At 64.1% G+C, this 23,656-nt stretch carries 17 protein-coding genes; 6 read left to right on the plus strand and 11 right to left on the minus strand.

What is annotated here, in order from left to right; genetic code table 11:
• Positions 1 to 3 precede the first annotated feature (3 nt).
• The 6 genes from O1W68_RS02935 to O1W68_RS02960 form a co-directional block, all read right to left on the minus strand.
• Complete coding sequence (locus tag O1W68_RS02935) at positions 4 to 750, minus strand: FAD-binding oxidoreductase (protein ID WP_269301381.1); 747 nt, start codon at positions 748 to 750, stop codon at positions 4 to 6.
• Positions 751 to 820: 70 nt separating this feature from the next.
• Complete coding sequence (locus O1W68_RS02940; protein ID WP_269301773.1) at positions 821 to 1,171, minus strand: heat shock protein transcriptional repressor HspR; 351 nt, start codon at positions 1,169 to 1,171, stop codon at positions 821 to 823.
• A 125-nt stretch (positions 1,172 to 1,296) separates the two neighbouring features.
• Entirely contained in the window at positions 1,297 to 2,487 is a 1,191-nt protein-coding gene (gene dnaJ / locus O1W68_RS02945; RefSeq protein ID WP_269301382.1) for a molecular chaperone DnaJ, read from the minus strand.
• Positions 2,488 to 2,518: 31 nt separating this feature from the next.
• The gene (gene grpE / locus O1W68_RS02950; RefSeq protein ID WP_269301383.1) at positions 2,519 to 3,172 is read right to left on the minus strand and encodes a nucleotide exchange factor GrpE; all 654 of its coding nucleotides are present in this window, start codon (positions 3,170 to 3,172) and stop codon (positions 2,519 to 2,521) included.
• Complete coding sequence (gene dnaK, locus O1W68_RS02955) at positions 3,169 to 5,013, minus strand: molecular chaperone DnaK (protein ID WP_269301384.1); 1,845 nt, start codon at positions 5,011 to 5,013, stop codon at positions 3,169 to 3,171. The genes grpE and dnaK overlap by 4 nt, the downstream gene beginning before the upstream one ends.
• Before the next feature lie 230 nt (positions 5,014 to 5,243).
• A complete protein-coding gene (locus tag O1W68_RS02960; RefSeq protein ID WP_269301385.1) occupies positions 5,244 to 5,741 on the minus strand; it encodes a Pro-kumamolisin, activation domain family protein in 498 nt (165 codons plus the stop codon).
• Positions 5,742 to 6,019: 278 nt separating this feature from the next.
• Between O1W68_RS02960 and treS the strand changes: the two genes are divergently transcribed.
• Complete coding sequence (gene treS, locus O1W68_RS02965) at positions 6,020 to 8,200, plus strand: maltose alpha-D-glucosyltransferase (protein WP_269301386.1); 2,181 nt, start codon at positions 6,020 to 6,022, stop codon at positions 8,198 to 8,200.
• 8 nt (positions 8,201 to 8,208) lie between these two features.
• On the opposite strand, the gene O1W68_RS02970 is transcribed toward treS, so the two are convergent.
• From O1W68_RS02970 to O1W68_RS02980, 3 genes are all read right to left on the minus strand, one after another.
• Positions 8,209 to 9,666, minus strand: a complete 1,458-nt coding sequence (locus O1W68_RS02970; protein WP_269301387.1) for a dynamin family protein — start codon at positions 9,664 to 9,666, stop codon at positions 8,209 to 8,211.
• Complete coding sequence (locus O1W68_RS02975) at positions 9,663 to 11,474, minus strand: dynamin family protein (protein ID WP_269301388.1); 1,812 nt, start codon at positions 11,472 to 11,474, stop codon at positions 9,663 to 9,665. The genes O1W68_RS02970 and O1W68_RS02975 overlap by 4 nt, the downstream gene beginning before the upstream one ends.
• 105 nt (positions 11,475 to 11,579) lie before the next feature.
• Positions 11,580 to 13,580: an IniB N-terminal domain-containing protein gene (locus O1W68_RS02980; RefSeq protein ID WP_269301389.1), complete on the minus strand. Its 2,001-nt coding sequence runs from the start codon at positions 13,578 to 13,580 to the stop codon at positions 11,580 to 11,582.
• Positions 13,581 to 13,835: 255 nt separating this feature from the next.
• On the opposite strand from O1W68_RS02980, the gene O1W68_RS02985 reads away from it, so the two are divergent.
• The 5 genes from O1W68_RS02985 to O1W68_RS03005 all read left to right on the plus strand — a co-directional run bounded on the left by O1W68_RS02985 (position 13,836) and on the right by O1W68_RS03005 (position 21,356).
• Positions 13,836 to 15,605 (plus strand): Hsp70 family protein, encoded by a 1,770-nt coding sequence (locus tag O1W68_RS02985; RefSeq protein WP_269301390.1) that lies wholly within the window; start codon positions 13,836 to 13,838, stop codon positions 15,603 to 15,605.
• A gap of 8 nt (positions 15,606 to 15,613) precedes the next feature.
• The gene (locus O1W68_RS02990; protein WP_269301391.1) at positions 15,614 to 17,689 is read left to right on the plus strand and encodes a helix-turn-helix transcriptional regulator; all 2,076 of its coding nucleotides are present in this window, start codon (positions 15,614 to 15,616) and stop codon (positions 17,687 to 17,689) included.
• 97 nt (positions 17,690 to 17,786) lie between these two features.
• Positions 17,787 to 18,908 (plus strand): hypothetical protein, encoded by a 1,122-nt coding sequence (locus tag O1W68_RS02995; protein WP_269301392.1) that lies wholly within the window; start codon positions 17,787 to 17,789, stop codon positions 18,906 to 18,908.
• On the plus strand, positions 18,905 to 19,963 hold the full coding sequence (locus tag O1W68_RS03000; RefSeq protein WP_269301393.1) for a hypothetical protein: 1,059 nt from the start codon (positions 18,905 to 18,907) through the stop codon (positions 19,961 to 19,963). The genes O1W68_RS02995 and O1W68_RS03000 overlap by 4 nt, the downstream gene beginning before the upstream one ends.
• Positions 19,964 to 20,039: 76 nt before the next feature.
• The gene (locus O1W68_RS03005) at positions 20,040 to 21,356 is read left to right on the plus strand and encodes a S1 family peptidase (RefSeq protein ID WP_269301394.1); all 1,317 of its coding nucleotides are present in this window, start codon (positions 20,040 to 20,042) and stop codon (positions 21,354 to 21,356) included.
• Positions 21,357 to 21,384: 28 nt separating this feature from the next.
• Here the strand turns inward: O1W68_RS03005 and O1W68_RS03010 are convergent, their stop codons facing one another.
• Positions 21,385 to 22,455, minus strand: a complete 1,071-nt coding sequence (locus tag O1W68_RS03010) for a GNAT family N-acetyltransferase (protein WP_269301395.1) — start codon at positions 22,453 to 22,455, stop codon at positions 21,385 to 21,387.
• A gap of 387 nt (positions 22,456 to 22,842) precedes the next feature.
• Positions 22,843 to 23,520: an ammonium transporter gene (locus tag O1W68_RS03015; protein ID WP_269301396.1), complete on the minus strand. Its 678-nt coding sequence runs from the start codon at positions 23,518 to 23,520 to the stop codon at positions 22,843 to 22,845.
• Positions 23,521 to 23,656 lie beyond the last annotated feature (136 nt).

Here is a 23,656-nt window from a genome sequence, read left to right on the forward strand (position 1 = left end):
GCTTCAGCGCTGGACCGCCTCCATCGGTGTTCCGTTGTCGACCAGTGCCGACAGCGTCGCAGCTTCCATGCCAGGCGAACCGCACACCAGAACCTGGTGACGGTCGAAGGGCTCCTGGACGGCGATGACGTCGGCGAGGCTGCCTTCCCAGCAGTGCTTCGCCCCGAACCTCGCGTCAGGGTCTGCGACGTGGGCGTTGATGGCCTCGTGCCACCTGTCCGGCGCCCATGGGTCCGCCAATTGATCCACCACTGGCACGACTTTCAGCCAGGGCAGTTCGGACGCAAGGATCCACAACAGATCCGCGGCATACAGATCACTGGGCGATCGACCACCGAAGTACAACGTCACTCGAGGTGGCGACGGCCGACGCGCTAGGTCCAGAATGAGCGAACGCAGCGGTGCCAGCCCGGTTCCTCCGGCGATCATGACGACATCTCGACCGGAGTCGTCGATGTGAAAATTGCCGCCCGGATTGCGGAGTTGCCATACGTCACCCGGTCGGGTCTCGTTGACGATCGACCCACTGACCCAGCCCGCCGGCACTGCTCGAACATGAAATTCGAGCTTGCCGTCCAGCGACGGCGGAAGCGCTGAGGAATACCGTCGAGGCAGGGTTGCGTTCTGCGGCACCACGACCTCTACCGACTGTCCGGCTCGAAATGGAACGGCGTCCCCGACGAGACGAACGACGGCCAAGTCGTTGCGTAGTCGGTTGTACTGGACCACTTTTGCGTTCCACGTCTGCATGCCGTCAAGGATAAGCGGTCTCACCGCCTGTGCGCGATCAGCCGATAGCTTCCGTACTTCGACAGGGGGCTCAGCGTTGGTGTCGCGGTTTCCAGACGACCAAGGCGCTGCGTTGTACGGGAACGAGATCGCGTCGGTAGCTCGCGTGCACGTTCGCCAACTCATGGGCAAGTTCGGTGACGCGGGTCTGCAGCGCCTCCACCTGATTGGTCAGCTCGATGATCCGCTTGATGCCTGCCAGGTTCACACCCTCGTTCTGCGACAACCTCTGCACCTCACGAAGCAGCGCCACATCCCGCGGCGAGTAACGCCGTCCCCCACCGGTAGTGCGGTGCGGCGTCACCAACCCCAAACGGTCGTACGTACGCAGGGTCTGCGCGTGCATGCCCGCGAGTTGGGCCGCGACCGAGATGACGAACACCTGGGCATCGGGGTCAGCGTGGCCGGGGCCCGGGCCCGGAGTGGAGCCTGCGGGATGACCCGATCCAGGGCCCGGAGTGGAGCCTGCGGAATGACCCGATCCAGGAGTGTTCGGCTCCAGTGTCACTACGCGCCTGCCCACCCGGCCCGCGGGTCGAATCCGCTGGCCTTCTCGGCTTCCAGATAAGCGTGCAGTGCCTCGATGGCGGGATCGTCGAGTTTCTGCGGTACCGCGACCTTGACGGTGACCATCAGGTCACCTGCGGTTCCGGTCTTCTTGGGAACTCCTCGCCCACGAACACGCAGCACACGTCCGTCGACCGTGCCCGGTGGCACCTTGACGCCGACTCGGCCGTCGAGGGTCGGGATCGACAGCGTGGCCCCGAGGACCAGTTCGCCGTAGCTGACCGGCACCGTGACGGTGAGATCGTCGCCGCTGCGGCCGAAGACCTTGTCGGGTCGAACCCGGACGGTGACATACAGATCGCCCGAGGGTGCCCCACGCAGACCGGCTTCACCCTGGCCCGCCAACCTGATCTTCTGGCCGTCGGACACTCCGGGCGGGACACGCACGGTGATGGTGCGAGTGCGATTTTGTACTCCGGTACCGCGGCAATCCTGGCACGGATCGTCGATGATCGAACCACTTCCGCGGCAGTCGTCGCACGGCTCACTGAACCCGAACGCGCCCTGGTTGCGGTTGACCACGCCTGCGCCGTTGCACCTGGGGCACACGCGCGGGCTTGTTCCTGGTTTCGCACCGCTGCCGTGACAGGTGGTGCACGAGGACGGACTGGTCAGTCGCAGGGGAACAGTGACACCTTGCGTGGCTTCACGGAAACCGAGAGTGGTCTCGGTCTCGACGTCGCTGCCTCGCCGTGGACGGTTGCCCGCGGGGCGCTGCTGCGTCCCACCGCGGTTGAACAGTCCACCGAAGATGTCGCCGATTCCGCCGTCGCCGCCGCCGCCGCCGGCCTGACCGAAGATGTCGCCGACGTCGAAGGTCTGGCCGCTGCCACCCCCGCCGAATCCGCCCGCACCGGGGCTGAATCCGCCACCGCCCTGGCCGAATCCACCGGAAGCGAAGAGTCGACGTGCTTCGTCGTACTCCTTACGTTTCGCCGGATCGATGAGAACCGACTTGGCCTCACTGACCGCCTTGAAGCGACGCTCGGCCTCGGTGTTTCCTGGATTGGCGTCAGGATGGTTGTCCTTGGCCAGCTTCCGGTATGCCTTGTTTATCTCGTCTGTGGACGCGTTGGAAGAAACGCCCAGTTCCTTGTAGAAGTCCTTCTCGATCCACTCCCGCTGGCTCACCGGGCGTTTCCTCCTCTCGCGCTATTTTTGTTTACTGCCCCTCGGGAGCATCGGCTCCCGAATCTTGTGACGCGTCATCGACCACACCGACCATCGCAGTCCGAAGGACGCGATCGCCGAGCTTGTAACCCGGACGCATGAGCGTTCCGATTACCGGATCGTGATCTTCACCCTCATGGGACACAGCTTCGTGAACCGAAGGGTCGAACTTGTCACCGACGGCGCCGAAAGCAGCGAGACCGATGTTTGCGAAGACGCTGGCGAGCTTGTCCGACAGTGCTTTGAGAGGCCCTGTCTCGAGATCTCCGTGTTGGCGTGCCCGCTCGAGATCGTCGAGCACGGGAATCAACTGGGAGACAACGGACGCTTTCGCGTTCTCCGCTCCTACCTGCTTCTCACGGTCGGTCCGACGACGGTAGTTGGCATACTCTGCCGACACCCGCTGCAGATCGGCGGTGAGTTCCGCGATCTGTGTTTCGCGCACGTCCTCAACCACCTCTACCTCGACATCCCCTTCGTCCACCGAGCCTGGCTGGGGCGCAGCCCCGGTGCCCACTAGAGGCTCCGGCACTGCGTCACCTTCCCGAACTTCACCGGTCTCGGGATCGATCTTTCGCTTGTCCACGAAAGTGACCGGTTCCCGCTCGGAGTTAGGCAGATCGTGATCGCTGTCGCGGGGCGTCACTTCTTGTCCGTGTCGTCGGCGGGCTCGTCCACGACCTCGGCGTCGACGACACCGTCGTCAGCAGCCTGAGCTCCGCCCTCAGCTCCGCCTTGCTCGTTGGCCTGAGCCTCGTAGATGGCGGTACCGAGAGCCTGCGACTCCGTGGACAGCTTCTCCACAGCAGACTTGACTGCCGAGATGTCGCTACCGTTCAGAGCCGACTTCGCCTCTTCGATTGCCGATTCGACGCGTCCCTTGAGATCTGCGTCGACCTTGTCCTCGTTGTCCTTGACGAACTTCTCCGTCTGGTGAACGAGGGACTCGGCCTGGTTGCGTACCTCGGCCTCTTCGCGACGAGCCTTGTCCTCGTCGGCGTGAGCTTCCGCGTCGGCAACCATGCGGTCGATCTCTTCCTTGGACAAGCCGGAGCCGTCCTGGATCTTGATCGTGTTTTCCTTGCCGGTGCCCTTGTCCTTGGCCGTGACGTGCACGATGCCGTTGGCGTCGATGTCGAAGGTGACCTCGATCTGGGGCACACCGCGAGGGGCCGGTGGCAGATCCGTCAGCTCGAAGGAGCCGAGGAGCTTGTTGTGCGAAGCAATCTCGCGCTCACCCTGGAAGACCTGGATCTGTACCGAAGGCTGACTGTCGTCAGCAGTGGTGAAGGTCTCGGACCTCTTGGTCGGGATGGTCGTGTTGCGCTCGATGAGCTTGGTCATCACGCCACCCTTGGTTTCGATACCGAGGGACAGCGGTGTGACGTCGAGGAGCAGAACGTCCTTGACCTCACCCTTGAGCACGCCTGCCTGCAGTGCAGCACCGACGGCCACGACCTCGTCCGGGTTGACGCCCTTGTTGGGCTCGCGTCCGCCGGACAGTTCCTTGATCAGCTCGGAGACCGCAGGCATACGCGTCGAACCACCGACGAGTACGACATGGTCGATGTCCTTGACGGCGATGCCGGAGTCCTTGACCACTGCCTGGAACGGCGCACGAGTGCGATCGAGCAGGTCGGAGGTGATCTTCTGGAACTCCGAGCGGCTGAGCTGCTCGTCGAGGAACAACGGGTTCTTGTCGGCGTCGACCGTGATGTACGGAAGGTTGATCGACGTGCTCTGTCCGGAGGACAGTTCGATCTTCGCCTTCTCGGCAGCTTCACGCAGACGCTGAAGGGCCATCTTGTCCTTGGTCAGATCGATGCCGTTCTGAGCCTTGAACTTGTCGACGAGCCAGGTGACGATCCGCTCATCCCAGTCGTCGCCACCGAGGTGGTTGTCGCCCGAGGTTGCACGGACCTCGACGACACCGTCGCCGATATCGAGCAGGGAGACGTCGAACGTGCCGCCACCGAGGTCGAACACCAGAATGGTCTGCTCGCTGTCGCCCTTGTCCAGGCCGTATGCGAGTGCAGCCGCGGTGGGCTCGTTGACGATTCGCAGGACGTTGAGGCCGGCGATCTGGCCGGCTTCTTTGGTTGCCTGACGCTGCGCGTCCTCGAAGTAAGCGGGCACGGTGATGACCGCGTCGGTGATTTCCTCGCCCAGGTAGGCCTCGGCGTCGCGCTTCAGCTTCTGCAGCGTGCGCGCGCTGATCTCCTGTGGCGTGTACTTCTTGCCGTCGATCTCCACGTTCCAGTCCGTGCCGATGTGACGCTTCACGGAACGAATCGTGCGGTCGACGTTGGTGACCGCCTGGTTCTTCGCGGGCTGGCCGACGAGCACTTCACCATTTTTGGCGAAGGCGACGACCGACGGTGTGGTGCGTGATCCCTCGGCGTTGGCGACCACAACCGGCTCGCCGCCCTCTAGGACGGACACAACCGAGTTGGTGGTCCCGAGGTCGATACCGACCGCACGAGCCATAATGTTTCCTCCTGTTATTGCTGTGGAAAATGCCTAGCTGAGTGAACTGCACTCAAGTCTGCAAGACAACTTTTAATTCGTCAAGCTGGACTTGAGCCTCATCCACTCAAGGCTGTCGAAAGGGTTAACGGAGGATGCGCAGAATTTGTTCCCGGCGCCTTCCTACACACACGACTGCGCCGTGACGGCAGTGCCGTCACGGCGCAGGATCGAGGTGAAACCTTCCGCTGTTACTCCTCGGTGTCGGCGGGTTCCGGTGCGCAATCGACACTGAGTAGGCCGACCGCGACGTTGTTCGAGTAGTTTGCATCGAGCTGCGGCGAGAACACCGCTACGCCGCCCGGGCGCGAGACCCACTCGGCTGCCCCACTCGGCACGATTACCTTTTCCGTCTTACCCGGATCGATTTTTTCCACGGTGGCGGCACCGTTGACATCGGGGAGCACCGCATAGTTGATGGACACTGCGGACGCGGCACCCTTACCGACGTTCTCGACCGAGATCTCCAGCGCGCCGACCTTCTCCCCCTCGGGCTTCTTTTCGTCTTTCGCCACACATGCCGTTCCGATCGTGACGACGAGGTCGGGTGATTCGGCGACCGAGGAACCGAACGGGCTTGCGGGTGCTTCGGGTTCCGCGGAGGCGATGGGCGCCAGGACGACCGCACCCATGGCGGCGGCAAGAGCGGCTGTCGAGGCCAGGACGGTGGCGCGGGCGATGTGACGCATGAGGGTCTCCTGTGACAGGTGAGGTTGTTGGTGCAGATGATGTTGTTGTTGCCAGATTGACTATTACTTATGCGAACCAGACTTTCCATACCAGGCGGTCTCGATTGAATGACGCTTTGCTTACCGGTCGATCACGTTCTGCGAGAAGAACATCGATGTAATTCCCGAACCGAGCACAGCACGGCGGGTTTCGCATACACCTCGACCGGGGATGCACAAAGCTGCGGACCGCCCGTTCCCTACGTAGGGTTTGAGGAAAAGCGAGGCTACGGAGGCACATGGATCCCGAAGTGCAGCACGAACCAAGCGAGATCACCTACGACGAGAAGTTCTATCCAGCCAGACCTCGACCGCTTCGCCCCTCCGTCCGTCGGGCAAACCGGACCGGCAACACCTCCCAGGACAGCGATCCGTCCGCCGCCAATCCCGAATACGTCGAATGGCTCACCGAGCAGTCGATGCTGAGGGACGCCAAACTCATCGCCGAACAGCTCTCCGGCAAGGGCAGCATGTGGCAGAACCCCTACGCCGACCCCAACCCACGAGGAGCCGTCGAGCGCGCGCCCGTCTGGTTCACCGCCTACCCGATCTCCGTGATCAACGCTCCGCAGACCAGCTTTCTGCACACCCTCGGGGACGAAGAGCTCTGGCAGGCCTTCTCCGATATCGGCATCACCGCCGTCCACACCGGACCGGTCAAGGTCGCCGGCGGTATCCACGGTTGGAAGCCGACGCCCTCGGTAGACGGCCATTTCGATCGGATCGGGATGAAGATCGATCCCGCGTTCGGCTCGGAAGAAGAGTTCCGACGGCTGTGCGTCGTCGCCTCCGCATACGACGGCATAGTCATCGACGACATCGTCCCCGGGCACACCGGCAAGGGGGCGGATTTTCGCCTAGCCGAAATGGCAGTCTCCGACTACCCGGGGATCTACCACATGGTGGAGATCGAGCCGGAGGACTGGCATCTACTACCTCGTGTCCGTGCCGGTGCCGACTCGCAGAACATCGACGCCGAGGCCGAGGCCAATCTCGCGCGCGCCGGCTACATCATCGGTCAGCTCCAACGGGTCATCTTCTACGAGCTCGGTGTGAAGGAAACCAACTGGAGCGCAACAGCCCCCGTCGTCGGCATCGATGGCGTCGAGCGCCGTTGGGTGTACCTGCACTACTTCAAGGCCGGGCAGCCGTCGATCAACTGGCTCGACCCGTCGTTCGCCGGTATGCGCCTGGTGATCGGCGACGCATGCCATTCCATTGCCGACCTCGGCGCCGGTGCATTGCGATTGGACGCCAATGGCTTCCTCGGTGTCGAGCGCCGCGCGGAAGGCCCCGGCTGGTCCGAGGGCCACCCTCTGTCGGAGGCCGCCAATCATCTGATCGCCAGTGTGGTGCGCAAGATGGGCGGATTCACCTTCCAAGAGTTGAATCTGACGATCGACGACATCAAGGCGATGAGCGAGAACGGCGCCGACCTGTCGTACGACTTCATCAACCGGCCCGCCTACCATCACGCGCTCGTCATGGGGAATACCGAATTCCTCAGGCTCACCATGACGCTCTGCCGTGACCACGGCGTCGACCCTGCCTCGCTGGTGCACGCGCTGCAGAACCACGATGAGCTGACCTTCGAGCTCATCCACTTCGCAACGCTGCATGCAGAGGACGAGTTCAACTACTGCGGCGACGTCGTGAAAGGTTCGGATCTGGGCGATCTGATTCGGTCCGATCTCACCGATCGACTCACCGGACGTTGGGCGCCGTACAACCGAACCTTCACCACCAACGGAATCGCCTGCACCACAGCCAGTGTCATCACCGCTTCACTCGGCATCCGCGATCTCGATCGGATGGACGAGTCCGATATCGACACTGTCAGAACCGTTCATCTGATGCTCGCGATGTTCAACGCCCTGCAACCGGGCGTATTCGCGTTGTCCGGCTGGGACCTGCTCGGTGTGCTCCCCATCGACGCCGAGGACGTCGCCGAATTGATTCGCGAAGGCGACACCCGCTGGATCAACCGTGGCGCGCACGATCTGATGGACAGTTTCCCCGACGCGGTCCGCTCGGAATCGGGCATACCCCGTGGCCGCAGCCTCTACGGTGCATTGCCTGCACAGCTGAAGGATCCGAACTCGTTCGCCAGCCGGCTCGGTCGAATCATCGAGATTCGCAACAGGTTCGGCATTGCGACCGCGCAGCAACTCGATGTACCGACCGTCTCACACAAGGGTTTGTTGGTGATGGTGCACGAACTGGGTCAGGGCACGATTCAGGCAACGGTCATCAACTTCTCCTCCGACGAGGTAGCAGCCACGATTCAATCCAAGTTCCTGACACCGGGCGCGGGTGTCTTCGACATGTTCGACGACTCGGAGCTCGGCGTGGTCGATGAGCTCAACAGCTTCCCGATGACCCTCGCCCCGTACCAGGGGGTGCCGGTCATCCTGCGCTGACGCACGGATCAACGCGTAACGGCGACAACACCTTCGGCGCTGCGCGCTGCGACGGCGCAGGCCCGCGAGGTGAACTGATCGAGCAGTGGATGCTCGGAGAGTCTGCGCCACTTCGAGATCGCGTCGAGCGCCCGATCGCGGCGCTCGGCCGGTCCGGAGTCCGGATCCAAGCCGAGCCGGACGGCGCTGTCGATGCCATATCCGCCGATGATCCGTTGCAATTCCGCGAGATCGCCGTCGGGCAGCTTCGGGACGGTCGATCGTAGCCGTCCGAGCAGCCGTAGTTCTTGAAAGCCATGCACGTCGGCCAGCATCCGGCCTGCTTCGGCTCGAAAGACTGTGGACTGTGCAATAGGCCGTGATTCGAGAATGCGCTGCAGCGCGACGAGTGCCGAATGTAGTTTCAGCTGGTCCGCGCGTTGACCGAACTGCACGTCGATCACCGAGCGCAGTTCGCTCAACCCGCTCCGTTCGGTCAGTTCCGCTGCCAGTGTCGGCGAATCACGGACGCCGAGTTTGATCAGAGTGATCGCCATCCTGATTCCGAACATGCCGAAGCGATCGACGATCGACGCCCGCAGATCCGCATCGACCGGAAGCAGTCCGGGTCGGGAGAACCGGTCGGCCGACAGCATCGCCAACGCCAGATCTTTCTCGGGCACACCTGCCAGGGTTTCGAAGGCCGCGAACTCCGACTGCCGCAAGGTTCCAGCGGCCAGCGCAAGCAACCCCGCAACGGGCACGACGGCCTGGCACAGTCCTGTCGATTCCAACTCCGCAGCGAACCGTGCCGCGACCTCGTGCGCGGACATCATTGCGTCCATCCGGCCTGCCCCGACCTCGTCCGCACGTGAGACGACTCCGATCACACCGAGCGGTCCCGACTCACCGCCGACATGAGCACCGATCTGACTGAGAAAGCTCACGTCGGTAGCGTTGAGCGTCCGCATCAGATATACGACGGCGTCGGCCCCGGAAGACGAGTTCTCCGGCGTCAACATCGACAGCGTGCGAGCCGACACGTCTCGAGAGAGCGAGGAGGTGCCGGGCGTATCGATGATGGTGCTGTGCGTCAGGGCGCGCGCTGGCCACTCGACTTCGAGACGGTCGACATCCGGCGCCGTCAGGTCGCCGAGGTCGAACGCCAAGCGTCCGTCGCGGCGCTGCACCGGCACGTGTGTGGACTTGCCTCCGTCGTACCAGGCTGTGACGTTCGGACTGGCTCCGTTGCGATACCAGGTGACGACTTTGGTGCATTCGGTAGCGTCGGTCGGCGCTATATCCTGCCCGACAAGAGAATTGAGCAGTGTCGACTTACCGGCCTTGAGCGACCCGGCGAGCGCGACGCGTAGCGGCTGATCCAGCCGGTCCAGTACCTCGGTCAGTGCGGCAGCAGCGTAGGTGTCGATCGAATATGCGGCGCGTGCGGCGGCGATCAGCTCACGGGCATCGGCGAGCGGTGTCACTGCGCCCGGCCGCTTCGCACGAGAGCGGAGGCACGCTCGTTGAGCTCCGCGACGGCCTTCATTTGCTGGTCCAAATGTACTGTACGCGTCGACCTTTCGGCTGTTTCGACATTTGCCGCCTCCTGCGCTGCGCGCAGTGAATCGTTGAGCGATCGCAGCGTCTGCTCGGCAATGGAAGTGAAGTGATCGCGCAGCACCCGCTGAATCAGACGCAAACGATCCTTCGATTCCTTGCCGACCTGAAAGCTGACGTCATCGGTGAAGCGACGAATCGCGATCTTGGCTTCCGAACGACGAGCCCTGACCTGATTTTCCTTGTCTTCCTTGTACGCCTTGGTGCCCAGCAGTACGCCGGCACCGATGGAAATCGGATTGAGCAAACTGAGCCCGACGAAGGTGGTGATGAGCCCGAACATCAGCACCCCTCCATACGATCCACGCATTCCGACGAGGACTTTCTGGGTGATCCCGGTCTTCCCCGACTCCAGATCGGCAAGCGAGGCAACGGGTTCGAGGATGTCGTCGAGATCACCCAGATCCAGATCGGGCAGCGCGACGGCGCCGGCGGCCGCGAAGTGCTCCGCGACGAGCCCGGACAACCACAACGCACGGTCATGTGCCCACACGAAGTTGTCGCCGACCGATGCCGCGATCTGCTCTTCGAGCCAGTTGCCGAGCTCGAGCCAGTCCGAACTCGGGTCCCCCGCGTCCACGGTCTCCTCCGCCTCGCGTGTCACTCGACGCAGTCGATCACGCAGGTCGTGGTCGATATCCGCGGCGAGGTCGGCAATACCGTCGGAGAGGGTGTGCTGCCACTGCGAGGTCTTCTTGTGCAGCTCCTCGGCCGCCGCTTTCGCCCGTTGCAGTCCGGCAACGGCTGCCTCGGCTCGCTGCGGATCACGCAGTGCCGCAAGCTCACTCCCCATTGCCAGCGCGAGGTGCTCGGTGACCGACCTGATGTCGAGCGAGACTGCGGCCCGCGTCGTCGCATCGGCGCGCAACAGGACGTTCTCACGAAGGAACGTGTAGAGCTCGGGAAATCCCGACTCACTGTTCAACTCCTCGTCACTGAGCCGAAGTGCGTGTGATCGCAGCAAAGAAGACAGCGCAATGATCGGCACATCGAGGCCTTCACGCGCCAGGTGAGCGAGGTTGGCGTCGACGATCTGCCGCCAGTGTGGATAAAGATCGGTTTTGGTGACCAGCAATGCCACCGAAGGGCAGAGGCCGAGAACCTGTCGCAGAAAAGACACTTCGGGCTCGGTGAGCTCGCGACTGGCATCGGAGACGACCAGTACCGCGTCTGCGGACGGTATCAAACCGAGTGTGCCTGCGGCATGCGGGTTTCCATGACCACCCACGCCGGGCGTATCGACGAGCACGAGCCCGTCGGCCAGTAGCGGACTCGGTACATTGACCTCGAGCCGAAGGACCTCGCGGGATTGCGCCCGAGGATCCGCAGGGGTGATGGTCTTTAGATCTTCGAGCGGTACTTCGACCCGAACGGCGTCGTTGCCTGGATCGGCAAGCACCAGTTCTGCATACGGACGTGCGGAGTTCTGCACGACGGTGGGGATGGCAGTCGTTTCGTCGTCACCGACCGAACACACGTCGAGGTTCAGCAACGAGTTGACGAATTGGCTTTTTCCCTGTTTCAGGGGCCCGACGACGACGATGCGCCTTCTGGGATCGAGCACTCGCTCCTTCGCGAGCTCCACCCTCGACACGAGATCGGACCGACCGACGCTCTGCGCCACTTCCGCAGTGCGATCGAGCAAATCGGCCAGCTGCTTCGATTGCCCGTCCATAGCCTTCTTTCCGATACACGTTCCTTCTCCAGCGTTCGGGTGAACTCTAACGACAGAGCGGCCCCGGGCGAACCGAACCGCCCGGGGCCGCCTACAACTGCGTGGTTACGGGTCGAGCAGATCGGTGTGGTGATCACCGGTCGACAGGTCGGCAACAGACTGTGCCGAGCTGTCGAGGTCTCCGTGAAGACTGGTGTCCGAGTGCAGGCCGGCGTCGGACTGTGCTTGTCCGAAGATGCTCGAATCCACGCCGGACCAGGCGCTCGAATCGAAGGACGAGGTCGAATCGAACGATCCGGATGCGCCGCTCGTGATGCCCCCGGTGACGGCACCGACCATGTCGGCGCCACCGGCAGCGGCACCGGATAGATCGGCGGACAGATCGGTAACCGACCCGAGCCCACCACCGAGTGCGCCTGCTACCTCTGCGCCCGTGGAGACAGCCGCGTCGGCACCAGCGGATGCGCCTGCGTCGATGGTTCCGGCTACGCCGCCGCCGATGTCCACTGCACCCGCTGCTGCGCCGTCGAGCGCGCCGGTCAGCGAGCCACCCAGCTCACCGCCCGCGTGACCGAGCCCTCCGGCAAGTCCGCCACCCAGCCCCGCAAGCCCGGACAATCCGCCGGAGACCCCCGCGCCTGCTTCGCCGACGGCGTCGATGCCGCTGTCGATTCCACCGGTGACGCCTGCCCCGGTAAGACCGCTGAGGTCGAGATCGCCGGACCCTGCGACGCCTCCTGCCGCGTCGAGAGCTGATCCGAGAGCGCCGTCGAGAGTTGCTCCGAGTTCGGGACCGCCGCCGAGGACTGCGCTCAGATCGAGTGCTCCGCTCGCGTCGAGAACACCGTCGAAGGCGGCTCCGAGACCTGACCCGGCTTCGCCGCCCACGCTGAATGCACCGCCGAGAACACCTTCGAGCGTGGTCGCAACACTTGCCTCGCCCGACGCGTCGATCGCAGTGTTCAGCGCAGCGGTCAGGCTGCCGACGATACTGATGTCCAGATCGAGGGCAGTGCCGAGTGCGCCGCCGACGAGGGCACCGATGTCGGCGTCCGCGATTCCGGTGAGGTCGAGGTCTGCCAATGCGCCGGCGTCCAGTACGGCGCCGAGCGCTGCGCCCAGGGTGCCGCCGAGGTCACCGTCGACGGCGAGGACGCTCTCCAGGGCTCCGCCGAGTTCGACGCCGATTCCCCCGCCTGCACTGAACGCGGCGTCGAGTGCCGAGCCCAGGCCGACCGCGATGTCGCTTCCGAGTCCGAGGCCGGCGCTCAATGCCACACCGAGATCGCCGGTGAGATCGAGTGCGCCTTCACCGATCACGGCACCGAAGACGTCACCGAGCGCGGCGCCGAGATCGGCTCCGATGGTTCCGCCGACGCCGAAAACAGTGCCGAGGGCAGTGCTCAGGGCACCGTCCACACCGGCAAGGACATCGAGATCGATGCTGCCGACTGCACCGAGTGCGGCATCGAGCGCTGCCTCGAATGCTCCGGTGACCTCGCCGCCGAGCTCGATTCCGCCGCCGATGAGTCCGGTCAGGGCGCCACCGAGATCTGCCGCGCCACCGAGATCGATCGATCCGCCCGCGCCGATGGCAGCTTCGAGTGCGGCACCGAATGCTGCGCCGAGGTCGGCTCCGACATGTCCGCCTGCGGCGAGAGCTGCACTGAGCGAGGCACCGATCTGGACCGCGATGTCACCGGCCAGATCCACCTCGCCGCCGACTCCGCCATCTGCTCCACCGCCGATTCCGCCTCCGATGAGTCCGCCACCTGCCAGTCCTCCGCCTGCGACAGCACCGGCTGTCAGTCCGATGCCCGTCGACAGTCCACCGCCGAGCCCACCGCCGATTGTGCCGCCACCGGCCAGGCCGCCTTCGATGCTTCCCGATGCACCCGCACCGAGGATGGCCGAGAGCTGCGAGCTTGCTCCTGCGAACAGCCCGGACTCGGCTACCAGAGGGGCAACAGCGACGATGTCGGCGTGGCACACATCGCCCAGCCCTGCCGCGGCCAGCGCGATATCCGGGTTGGCGCAGTACGTGGCAGCTGCCTTGTCGTCGCGAAGGAGGCTGAGGATGAAGTCGAGTACTGCGTTGGTGGCCATGTGAAGTGGCTCCATTCTTTTGCTCGGTCTTTCGTGGTTGATCACAAAGCTATGTGCCTGCGGCGCCCGGCAGAACGGGGTCGATCCCCCTAGTCGGACCGACCGGCCCAGGGGTGAGCCGTTAGGGGATTCGGAGCCGTTAGGGGATTTCCCCGCCGATACCGCTTCACCTGCTGTGAGACGTAACGAAAGGTGCGGTGCTTCCGACACAAGATCGATAGGACGTGCGGATCGAACAAGAAGCCGGAGATGAAGATGAGCGCAGGGCTCGGCATACGGATTGGAACAGCTGCCTCGGTGGCTGCCCTCGATACATCCGAAGATCCCCACGCGCCCCGCGACTTCGCCACCGATGAAGCAATGCTCACCGTCACTCGCAGGTCCGCCCTGGACCTTCGCCCCGGTGCCGCTCCCAGCCTCGCCGGGCGCCACGATCGCCAGAACCGCTATCTGATCAGCGGATTCGCCGACCGCGTCGGAGATCCCGTTCCTGTCATCGACGAGGACGGACGATCGCATCAGGCCGAGGACCTCTTCGCCACTGCCACGCGGGCCCTCGTTGCCGAAGCGTGTGCGGGCGCCGCCTGTGATCCCACCGTCGTGGTCACCTATCCCGACCGGTGGTCGACCTATACGACCGACGTGCTCCAAGGCGCTTTGGAACGTGCAGGCGTGCCCGATGCGACACTCGTCCCCGACTCCGCGGCGGCCATGCGCTGGCTCGAGGGTTCACGCGGCGCAGCGAACGACGGCCTCGTCGTCATCTACGACCTCGGCGCCTCCACCCTCGACATCACCCTGATGCGCACCGGTGCCGAAGCCGGAACCATCGGAGCCGGAGCCAACTCCACCGACTTCGGCGGAGCACAGTTCGACCACCTGATCACCGAGCACGTGCTCGACACCGCGGCCAGTAGCGCCTCCTTCGAATTCGACCCGTTCGATCCCGATACCGTCGGCGCCCTCGTCGAACTTCGTGCACGCTGCGGTGAGGCGAAGGAAGAACTCTCTTCCGAGACGGCGACGACGCTGACCGTCGACCTTCCCTCGGTGCACACCGAGACACGGCTCGTTCGTGGCGAACTGGAAGACTTGATCCGCCGCCCGGTTCTCGATTCCATCGAGCTGATTCGCGACGTGCTGCACACCTCGGGCCTCGACGTCTCCGATGTGACGCAGGTCCTCCTCATCGGTGGCAGCTCCAGCATTCCCCTTGTCGCCGAACTTGTTTCCTCACACATGCGTGTTCCGGTGGTCACCAGTCCGCATCCGGACCGCATCCCCGCAATCGGCGCAGCCTTGCTCGCCAACGAGATCGCCTGCGCAGCCGTCCTAGACGCTCCGGTGGCCGCTGCCGCCGCCGTCACCCGACCCGCGCCGCGCCCGGCGTTCGCATCCTCTGCTGCCGCGTCCGCGACCGAATCGCCCGGAACATCCGGCCGCAGAAAGGTCGGCATCGTCTTCGCTTCCGTTGCCGCGCTCGTGGTCATCGCCGGTGGCGGATTGTCCGTAGGAACCGCACTGACCACCGACGATGCGCCGGTCGATTCGGTGTCGGAGAGCAGCACCGGCGCCAGTACGTCGGCGGTAACTGCCGCCACCGTTGCCGAAATGGGCACGCCCGCAAACGGTCTACCTGCTCCGACCATCGCTGCCGACGGCACGTTGATCCCGGCACCGGGAACCGCTATCGCCGCTGACGGCTCGATCGTCTCCGCTCCAGGATCCGCCGTCGTCCCGGCCGTCGAGGTCGGAGCGCCCGGCGCCCCTGCTCCAGCGCCGGGCGTCACAGCGCCGGGTGCGCCCGCACCGAATCCGCAGCTCCCGGAATACACCCCGCCCGCGTACTCGCCACCGGCCTACACACCACCGGCTTATACCGGTCCGGGTCTGTCCGACGCCGGAGATGCCGCAGGAAACGTGCTTCAAGGCGTCGGCCAGGGCGTCGGGGGTGTTGTTCAGGGCACGGGCGATGCGGTCGGCGGCATCGTCGGACTGGTTCCCCCGTTGCTCGGCAACAAGTAGCTGCTTTCGTGCTGACCAAGTCCGACATCGCCGCCCGGGCAACCGATGCTGGACGACCGATCTCGCGCGCGCTGGCCGGGACCATCCTGACCGCCACCGGTGGATGTGAAAATACCGTCGATGTCGCACTGGAGGCCAGTAGACGCGTCGACGCGGACATGTCGGTCACCAAGGTCGTCGTCGACGCTGTCCACGCTCATCGAGTGGCGTACCTCGCTGCGTTGACCCGCGCCGAGCAGAGTGTGGTCGCGCTGGCTCATTTCGGCGCCGAATCCGACACCGAGGTGCTGAGCGAACCAACCGAAGGAGCAGCCGATCCGGCAGCAGTGCGCGAGAGTGCAGTAGCAGCAGGCGTATTGGCGCAGGAACCTCCCTCACTGTCCGGTGTCACCGAGGCATTACTCGCTACACTCGGCGCGCCTCGACTCTCCGAGATACTTACCGCTCTGCTCGAATATCGTTGCAAGACAGACACTCTCGACACCGACATGGCAGTGTCCATCGCCGGTGCAGGAGTTCGACATCCACAGTTGGCGCACTTCCTCACCTTCGAAGCTGATCGCGCAGAGCCCGAATCGGCCGCGACGCTGTATTCGTGTGCCGTCGACGCGGGCGCCGAACCACTTTCCTTGGCTGCACGAAGGGCCGATGTAGCAGCGGTGCTCGGCGATCTCGATGCAGCCGAGCGGTTCGGTGATCACGTTCTCGAGCACAGCGACTCGGTGACTGCGGGCGAATTGCGAACAGCGATAAGGACATCGGCGACCGTCGCTGCCGAGCGGGGCATGACCGAGCGTGGACGTCAACTCTACGAGTGGCTCGGCCCCGACCGCGCCGGCACGGACGCCCCACTGGCCGCCGTCGTCGCCTCGGTGGCAGGCGTCGTGCCACCGGTCACGGCCGTGTCTACAGCACCGCCCACGTCGGCGACCGCTGCGCTGACTCTGCTGGCCAGTGGGTTGCAGCAGTCCATCGCCGCGGAGTCGACGGCCGAGACCACTGCGGCAACGAACACGCTGATGCGCGCGGTGTCACTGTCCGGCGCCGACGCCAGGCGAGCTGCACCCGAGACTGCGTCGGCAACCGCCATTCTGTTCGCGCTGCACTGCGGCGATCTCGGGCGCGTCGAATCGCTGGTGTCGCGGTCCACCGCACCCATGCAGCATCCGAGCGGCACCAGAATTGCATTGCTCCAAGCCTGGGCGAGCATGTTGTCCGGTGATCTGGCGGCAGCAGCATCCCGTATCGAGACGATGCGGATCCCGTCTTCGCACAGTCGAAATCGACTCTTCTTCCACGCGATCGGAGTCGGGCTGGCCCGCCGGTCCGGTGACCGAGGGGCACTGATCAATGCGTGGGACGATGCGCAGGACGTCATCGCCGAATACTCGGCCGACTTGTTCTCACTGCTACCGATCGGTGAACTCTGGCTCGGGGCCGTGCGGGTGGGTCAACCCGACCGCATGACGCATCTGCTTGCACAGGTCGATTCCGTACTCGCGGGCCTGGACGAGCCGAGTGCCTGGGCGTCGGCATTTCATTGGTACGGAGTTCAGGCCGCCATTGCTGCCGAGAATCCCGCCGAACTGGTTCCGCATGCGCGGGCACTCGCCTCGGCAGCCGAATCGAACCGGTACAGCGCCACCCTTGCCTCCGCCGGTCGCGCCTGGTTGGGCGTACTGCAAGGCCATCCGAACGTCTCCGACGTCGAAGCCGCGGCCCACTCCCTCACCCAGTTCGGATTGTCGTGGGACGGCGCCCGCCTAGCCGGCGAAGCCGCACTGCGCGTCGCCGACACCCGTGCTGCGACAACATTGCTCCAGGTGGCTCGATCACTTCGCCAGCCCGTCGCGGCACCGACCGCAGTAACCGCAGAACCGAAAGGTGCGCTCAGCGCACGCGAGGCCGAAGTCGCGGAAATGCTCGTCCTCGGCATCACCTACCGCGAAGCAGGCAATCGGCTCTACATCTCTGCCAAGACCGTCGAACACCACGTCGCGCGCATCAAGCGGCGCCTCGGTGCGCGCTCGCGATCGGAGCTTCTGTCGATGCTGCGTGGGATGGGCTACGGAACTACTGTGTAGTCGTGCGCGGGCTGTGTAACTTCTGCGGGCCTGCATACGACATCTATCTCAGTACTCCGCCCACAAGGCATATGTAGACGACGAGGTAGCAGTAGCGATGATCAATCGGTCCGCCGAGCCTGCGCAGGCCCATCCGCCCGCGCAGGAATTACCCGACGTCGGCATGTACATCGACGATCAGCGCGCAATCGCAGCGGTATCGCGGGCCGCGCGTTCGAGTCCTTCCCTGCATGTCGCCTCGCTGCACGACACTGTTCTCTACGTCCATTCCGACGGTTCCGCTTCGCTCGGTCGAACCGACGACCCCGATGCAGTCGAGTTCACCGGATTCGTCGACGCGATCGGCGAAGAAGCGTCCAGCGATCATGCCCCCGGAGATCTCGTCGCGATGGCACTTCGATGCCTTCTCACCGACGTCGCCCAGTCCATCGGTACCCCGGTGGACACGCTCGCAGCTGCAGCGACATTCCCGGCACGGTGGACGGCGGAGCAGGTCTCGGCAGTGCGTATGGCCATGAGCCGCGTCGGCCTCGACCACGTCGCACTCGTCTCCGAGTCCGAAGCACGCGCAGCATGGGCGGGCGGACTCGATGTCAGGTGGGCCGGATCGGATTCCGGTATCGCAGCCGCACGCGGCGCTGCGGTGCTCGCCGCCGAGTTCCCGATCGAGGCCGTGACCGAGGAAATACCGCTGCGGACTCCGGTGCGCCCCCTGTGGACACGCACCCCCATCCTCGCGGCGGCCGCGTTCGCAGCCCTGCTGACGCTCGGCGCAGGCCTGACGGCACTGTTGATTCAGGACACGTCCGGGCCGTCGATCCCAGAGATCGACAGCGCACAGGTCGCCGAGGCCACCGTCCCGATCGTCCGTCCGAGTTCGCAGATTCCGTTCCCCACGGTCGTACCGTTCGTCGAACCTTCGACCGAACCGATCGTCGCCCCGGCCCCTGCGCCCACCACTACGCCCGCGGAACCGCCTCGTACCTCGGACGTCGTCATCACGCCTCCGAGAACTCAGCCCGCCCCGGCGACCTCCGTCGAAACCGAGCCGGAAACAACCACGCCGAAACCCGTCGAGCCGGACGTCGACCAGCCGGAAGTGATCGATCCGAGTCCGGAGGAGCCGACCGATCCGGTCGATCCGGAGCCGCCGACAGAGCCCAGCGGCGCCACCCCGGACAGTGAGCAGGACAACACCATGCTGAAGCCGACACCGTGACCGGATATCTGGCGATGACGATCGCCGACGGGGTATCGGTGGCAGTCCATCGACGTACCCGAAGCGAGCACCCGTCGGTCTTCGTCACCGACACCGCCCTGTTCTACTCCGGCGACGGCACCGCGCGACTCGGAGCCGACCCGTCAGCGGACTCGACGCCCTTCGTCGGATTCCTCGGCCGTGTCGACGAGCCCGAGCACAGCGATCAAGAATTCCGCGCCGAAGATCTCGTCGCGACCGCCGCATTCTGCCTCGTGAACTCGGTGACCGCCGAGCACGGTGGCATCGTGCCGCACGCGGTCCTGACACACCCGAACACCTGGAGTTCTCACGCCATCGACTCGGTGCGGGACGCCCTCGACCGCGTCGACCTCGAGCAGGTCACTCTGATCTCGGACGAGGCTGCTGCACGGGAATTTGTTCGATCGAACTCCGGTGACCTCGATCAGGTCACCGTCACCCGCGGCGCTTTGGGAATAGTCGAAGCCATGTACCCGGTCCCATCGGATTCGGCCGATACCGACGCACTGCCCGTCGTCACTCCTGCGCCCGCCTTGGCATTCTCCGAGGCGATCCCGGTGCAGGTTCCACTCTCGCCCAGTGGTCCACAGTCCACAGATACACCGAACTCCAAGCGCCCCATCGCAATCGTGGCAGCGGCTGCGATCGCGCTCGTTCTCGTCTCGATCGCTATCGCCGCGGCTGTGGGCGCCTTCAGCGACGGCGCCGAGGTCGTCCCCCCGGCGATCACCGATGCAGGCTCCATACCGGCAACCGAACCGTCGCCGACGCCTGTTCCCGCCGCTGCAGTGCCGATCCCGACCTTCGCCGCCCCGCCCAGCGAATTGCCGAGCCCTGAATCGGTGCCGACCCCAGAGCCGTCGAACACAGAGCCGCCGATCGTCGAGACAATTCCGGCGCAGCCGCTCCCCCCGCCCGCTCCCGAGACGGTCGCGCCTGAGCCCTCTTTACCACTCCCGCCGACGAAAACGCAGCCACCACGGCTTACTTTTCCCGACTTCACGTTTCCCGATCTTTCCCTGCCAGGCCGCTGACCATACCGTTCATAATTTTCTGTGATCTATGGCCTAAGGTGGGGCGCTGACGGTCAGCACCTGATGAAGGGATTTCATGCGTAACACGGGGGCACTGCGCGCAGCGGTGGTTTGTTCGACGGCGTTCTTACTCTTCGGTACCTTCTCTGCACCGGCCTCGGCCGAGCCCGACAGTGGAGTCGACCAGTCCGCCGCAGATCAGTTGCCGCGTGAACTCGCAGAGGCTGTGGTACGCGATCTGAAAATCTCTCCCCAGGAGTACCTCGATCGTGCGGCCCTGGCGCAGGAGTTGTCCACTTACGCAACGGATTTCCGCGCCAACCGACCAGCCGACTTTGCCGGTGCCTGGATAGGTCCAGATGGCAAGGCAGTCGTCGCGGTGACATCTCAGGACGCAGCACAGGCCGTGGCGCAGGACGGTTACGACTCCGCGCAGGCCCCCGTCTCAGCAGACGGGTTGGAAAGGTCGCTCACGGACCTGAACAACTGGATCTCCACCTTGCCCCGCGAGGTCGCCAGTCAGGTAAACGGTACTTCGATAGACGTTTTGGACAATCAGATCGTCATCGACCTCGCGAACAGTCCCATCGGCAGCGCGCTCAACCTTCCGACACTGCTGGCCAACCTGAAGGTCATCCTGTCGCCGGGTGGACCCAAGCCCACCGACCCGACGCCGATGGGTGGAGACACCTACGTCACCACCGCGGGCCCCATCAAGGACACCGCGCCTACCGACATCAGCGTCTGCTCCTTCGGGTTCAATGCCACATCGGGCTCGGGACAGTCCGTCAATCTCAGTGCAGGGCATTGCAATCCGAATGCCGCCACCGGTGCAGGCGGTGCACCCGTCTACCTACCGAACCCGGCAAACGTGCACGACAGCACCCAGATCGGCACTTTCGCCGAATCCAGCCTCGGATCCCCCAGCGCACTCGACTGGTCCGTCATCTCGCTGAACGACAGGGGCACCTCCTCCGGTCTCGACAAGCCGACCGTCCGCGGAGCCAACGGCAGCACGGTGACCATCACCGGCACTGCTTCCCCCGTCGTCGGAGCGCCCGTCTGCAAGTCCGGTCAGTCGTCATCGTTCACCTGCGGAGTAGTTGCCGCAGACCGCGTCGAGACTCAACTGTTCATGGAAGACGGCACCAGCCGCACCGTGCGCGGGTTCGCAAGTACCGCATGTACTCTCGCGGGCGACAGTGGCGGCGCCATCGTGACCGGAACACTCGCTCTGGGAATCACCAGCGGCTCCAACAGTGGCGGCGCACCAGATTGCACCGAAGCCAGCCTCGCACTCGCGCAGTTCGGTGGCACGGCAAGCTTGGGAATCCCAATCGATCAGGTTGCGGCAGAAACAGGCACGACCGTCAGGACTGCCTCGATCGGCTGAAGATAGTCGGCCCCGACAAGGGCTTGGGTCAGGGACAGCGCTGGACGAATCCTCGAATGCGCGAGAGGGCCGGGGGAAGCTGGCGAAGAAGTCGGACCAGCACCCCGGGCATGGCCCAGGTCTTCGGTACCGCCGACACTCGCACGAGCTCGTAATCCGATGTGGCCCAGACCGATTTGATCTCGTTGACGCCCACTCCCTGATCGAGTGCGTCGACACCCAGTTGGTCGTGATTGTTCGCGAACCACTCGATCAGCTGATGGCCGGGTTGGCACCGCCCGACTGTCGGGTCGTAGTGCGTGAGCCACCCTTCCATCCGCGAGCCTGTTCGCAGCCCGATCTCGTGGGCGGACCACTGCCCGTCGATCACCAGACCTGCAATGCAGAGCCTGCCTGCTCGAGCCTCGCTCCGAAGGAAATTTCGAGCGAACTCGCCATGCGGCGCAGTCAGATAGTTGATCTTCGTGGTGCCGGCGATCCCGCGGACCGCTACCTCCAGGATGTCGTTCCACCGAGCGTCCAGATGCGAGACCTCGGTGATCTCCTCGACCCGAAACGACGACCGACGCTGCACCTCGCTGCGGTATTGGCGAAGCCTCTTCAGTGATTTCGCACTTCGAAGATCCGAGGCTGTCTGTCCGCCAGCGAGATCGATGACCGGGACACGTTCACGCACCATCATGTTCACTGTCCATGACGGATGCTGCGCGAGCCTGCGCACAGTGGGATCGTTCGTGATCATGGAATCGGCATCCACCATGTAACCCAGGGACGCAATGGCATCGAGCAACGCGTCGGAGGCTTCGGTGTCCTCGCTGAGAAATTCGATCGGCACTCCCAAACCGGTGCCGATCACCTTCGCGAGAGTGAACGGCCCGCGGCGCACCAGAGACAATGCAGCCGACGCAACCAACTGTCCGTCTCGACGAATCGCCACCAATTCGAAGTCGAGACTCGACGCACGCACAACATTGGCCACGAAGCTCGGCCTCGACGAGAACACCGTCCCGACACGGTCAGCGAGCGCAGACCACTCGGATTCGATGGACGAGGGCTCGGAGTGGACATGCATCGTAACTGCAGTGACGCCTGTTTCCACTCCAACAAAGTACCAAGGGCTTGTAAAGAAAACCAAAACGTTCATCCGAACAGCCGACACGTGAGCCGAGCGTGTCCACACGCACCGAAGGGCCGACTCCTGCTGCGGCAGAGTTTAATTCGATGCGCGGCGCGTCGTACTGAGATTCAAATACGTCGTATGATCATCGCGAGACCATTAGGTACACCCGTGCCGCATCACTCGAACGGAAGGCATCCCGCATGCTCGGACTTATCGGAGTCGGACTCGACCTGATCGGCTACCTGGTGACGATCGTGATCAACGGAATCGCACTGGCGGACCCCGGTATTCGATTCGGCTGACCTCGAACACACATCAGCCCGCCACCTCCATTGAGGTGACGGGCTGATGTTATGTCGAGAGCGTTCAGTTGACGCTGTCTGCGTACTTCGAAGTTCCCGGAGCGGCGTTCAGCGTGTTGATCAGGTCGATGCCTGCGATGACGAGCGTCGGTCCACCGGCGACGATCGTGCCGATAACTCCACCAACACCTGCACCAATCGGAATTGTTGCAATAACTCCGGCAATAGTCGGAGCGCCGATGATCGCACCAGCAATCGCACCGATTGCAGTACCGGTGAATCCACCGATCGCGCTCGCGATACCGAGCTGCGTCACGAAGGTCTGCTGCGCGATGAGGTTTTCCTCGGTCGAAGCAACCTGCGTTGCGCCGAGCGTGCGCGAGTTGGCCGAGGCCTTGGTCAGATCGAGCTGAGGAACGAGACGGAGCGTCTTGCCGTCGTTGTCGACGTTCTGCTCGTACGGGAAGTTCAAGCCGCCGAGATTGAAGCTGAGCGGCAAGGTGACGACTGCGTTGTCGGCCTGATCGAGCACATCGACCGTCTTGCCGTCGTCGGCGACCTTGAAGACGCCCGCATCGATCGTGGTGACGATGGTGCGATCTTCGAGGTTCGACTCGTAGCCGATGTCCTGTGCTGGTGCCTCGGGCGCCGCCGGAGTCGGATCTGCATAGGCTGTTCCGCTGGCGAGGCCCATCGCCGCGGCAACGAACACCGATGTGACGACCATTTTGCTGAGTTTCATCTGGAGATTGTTTCCGTTTCTATGCAAATCGAGCCCGGCTGTTGTCGAACAAAGCTGCCCCGCAGACGCAGAAACACCCCAAGACCGAATCCGCGAGTTAGTCGGTGCGGCAGCAGCATAACCTACAACTCGACCG

The sequence above is a fragment of the Rhodococcus sp. H36-A4 genome (assembly GCF_027158005.1).
Classification (GTDB): domain Bacteria; phylum Actinomycetota; class Actinomycetes; order Mycobacteriales; family Mycobacteriaceae; genus Rhodococcoides.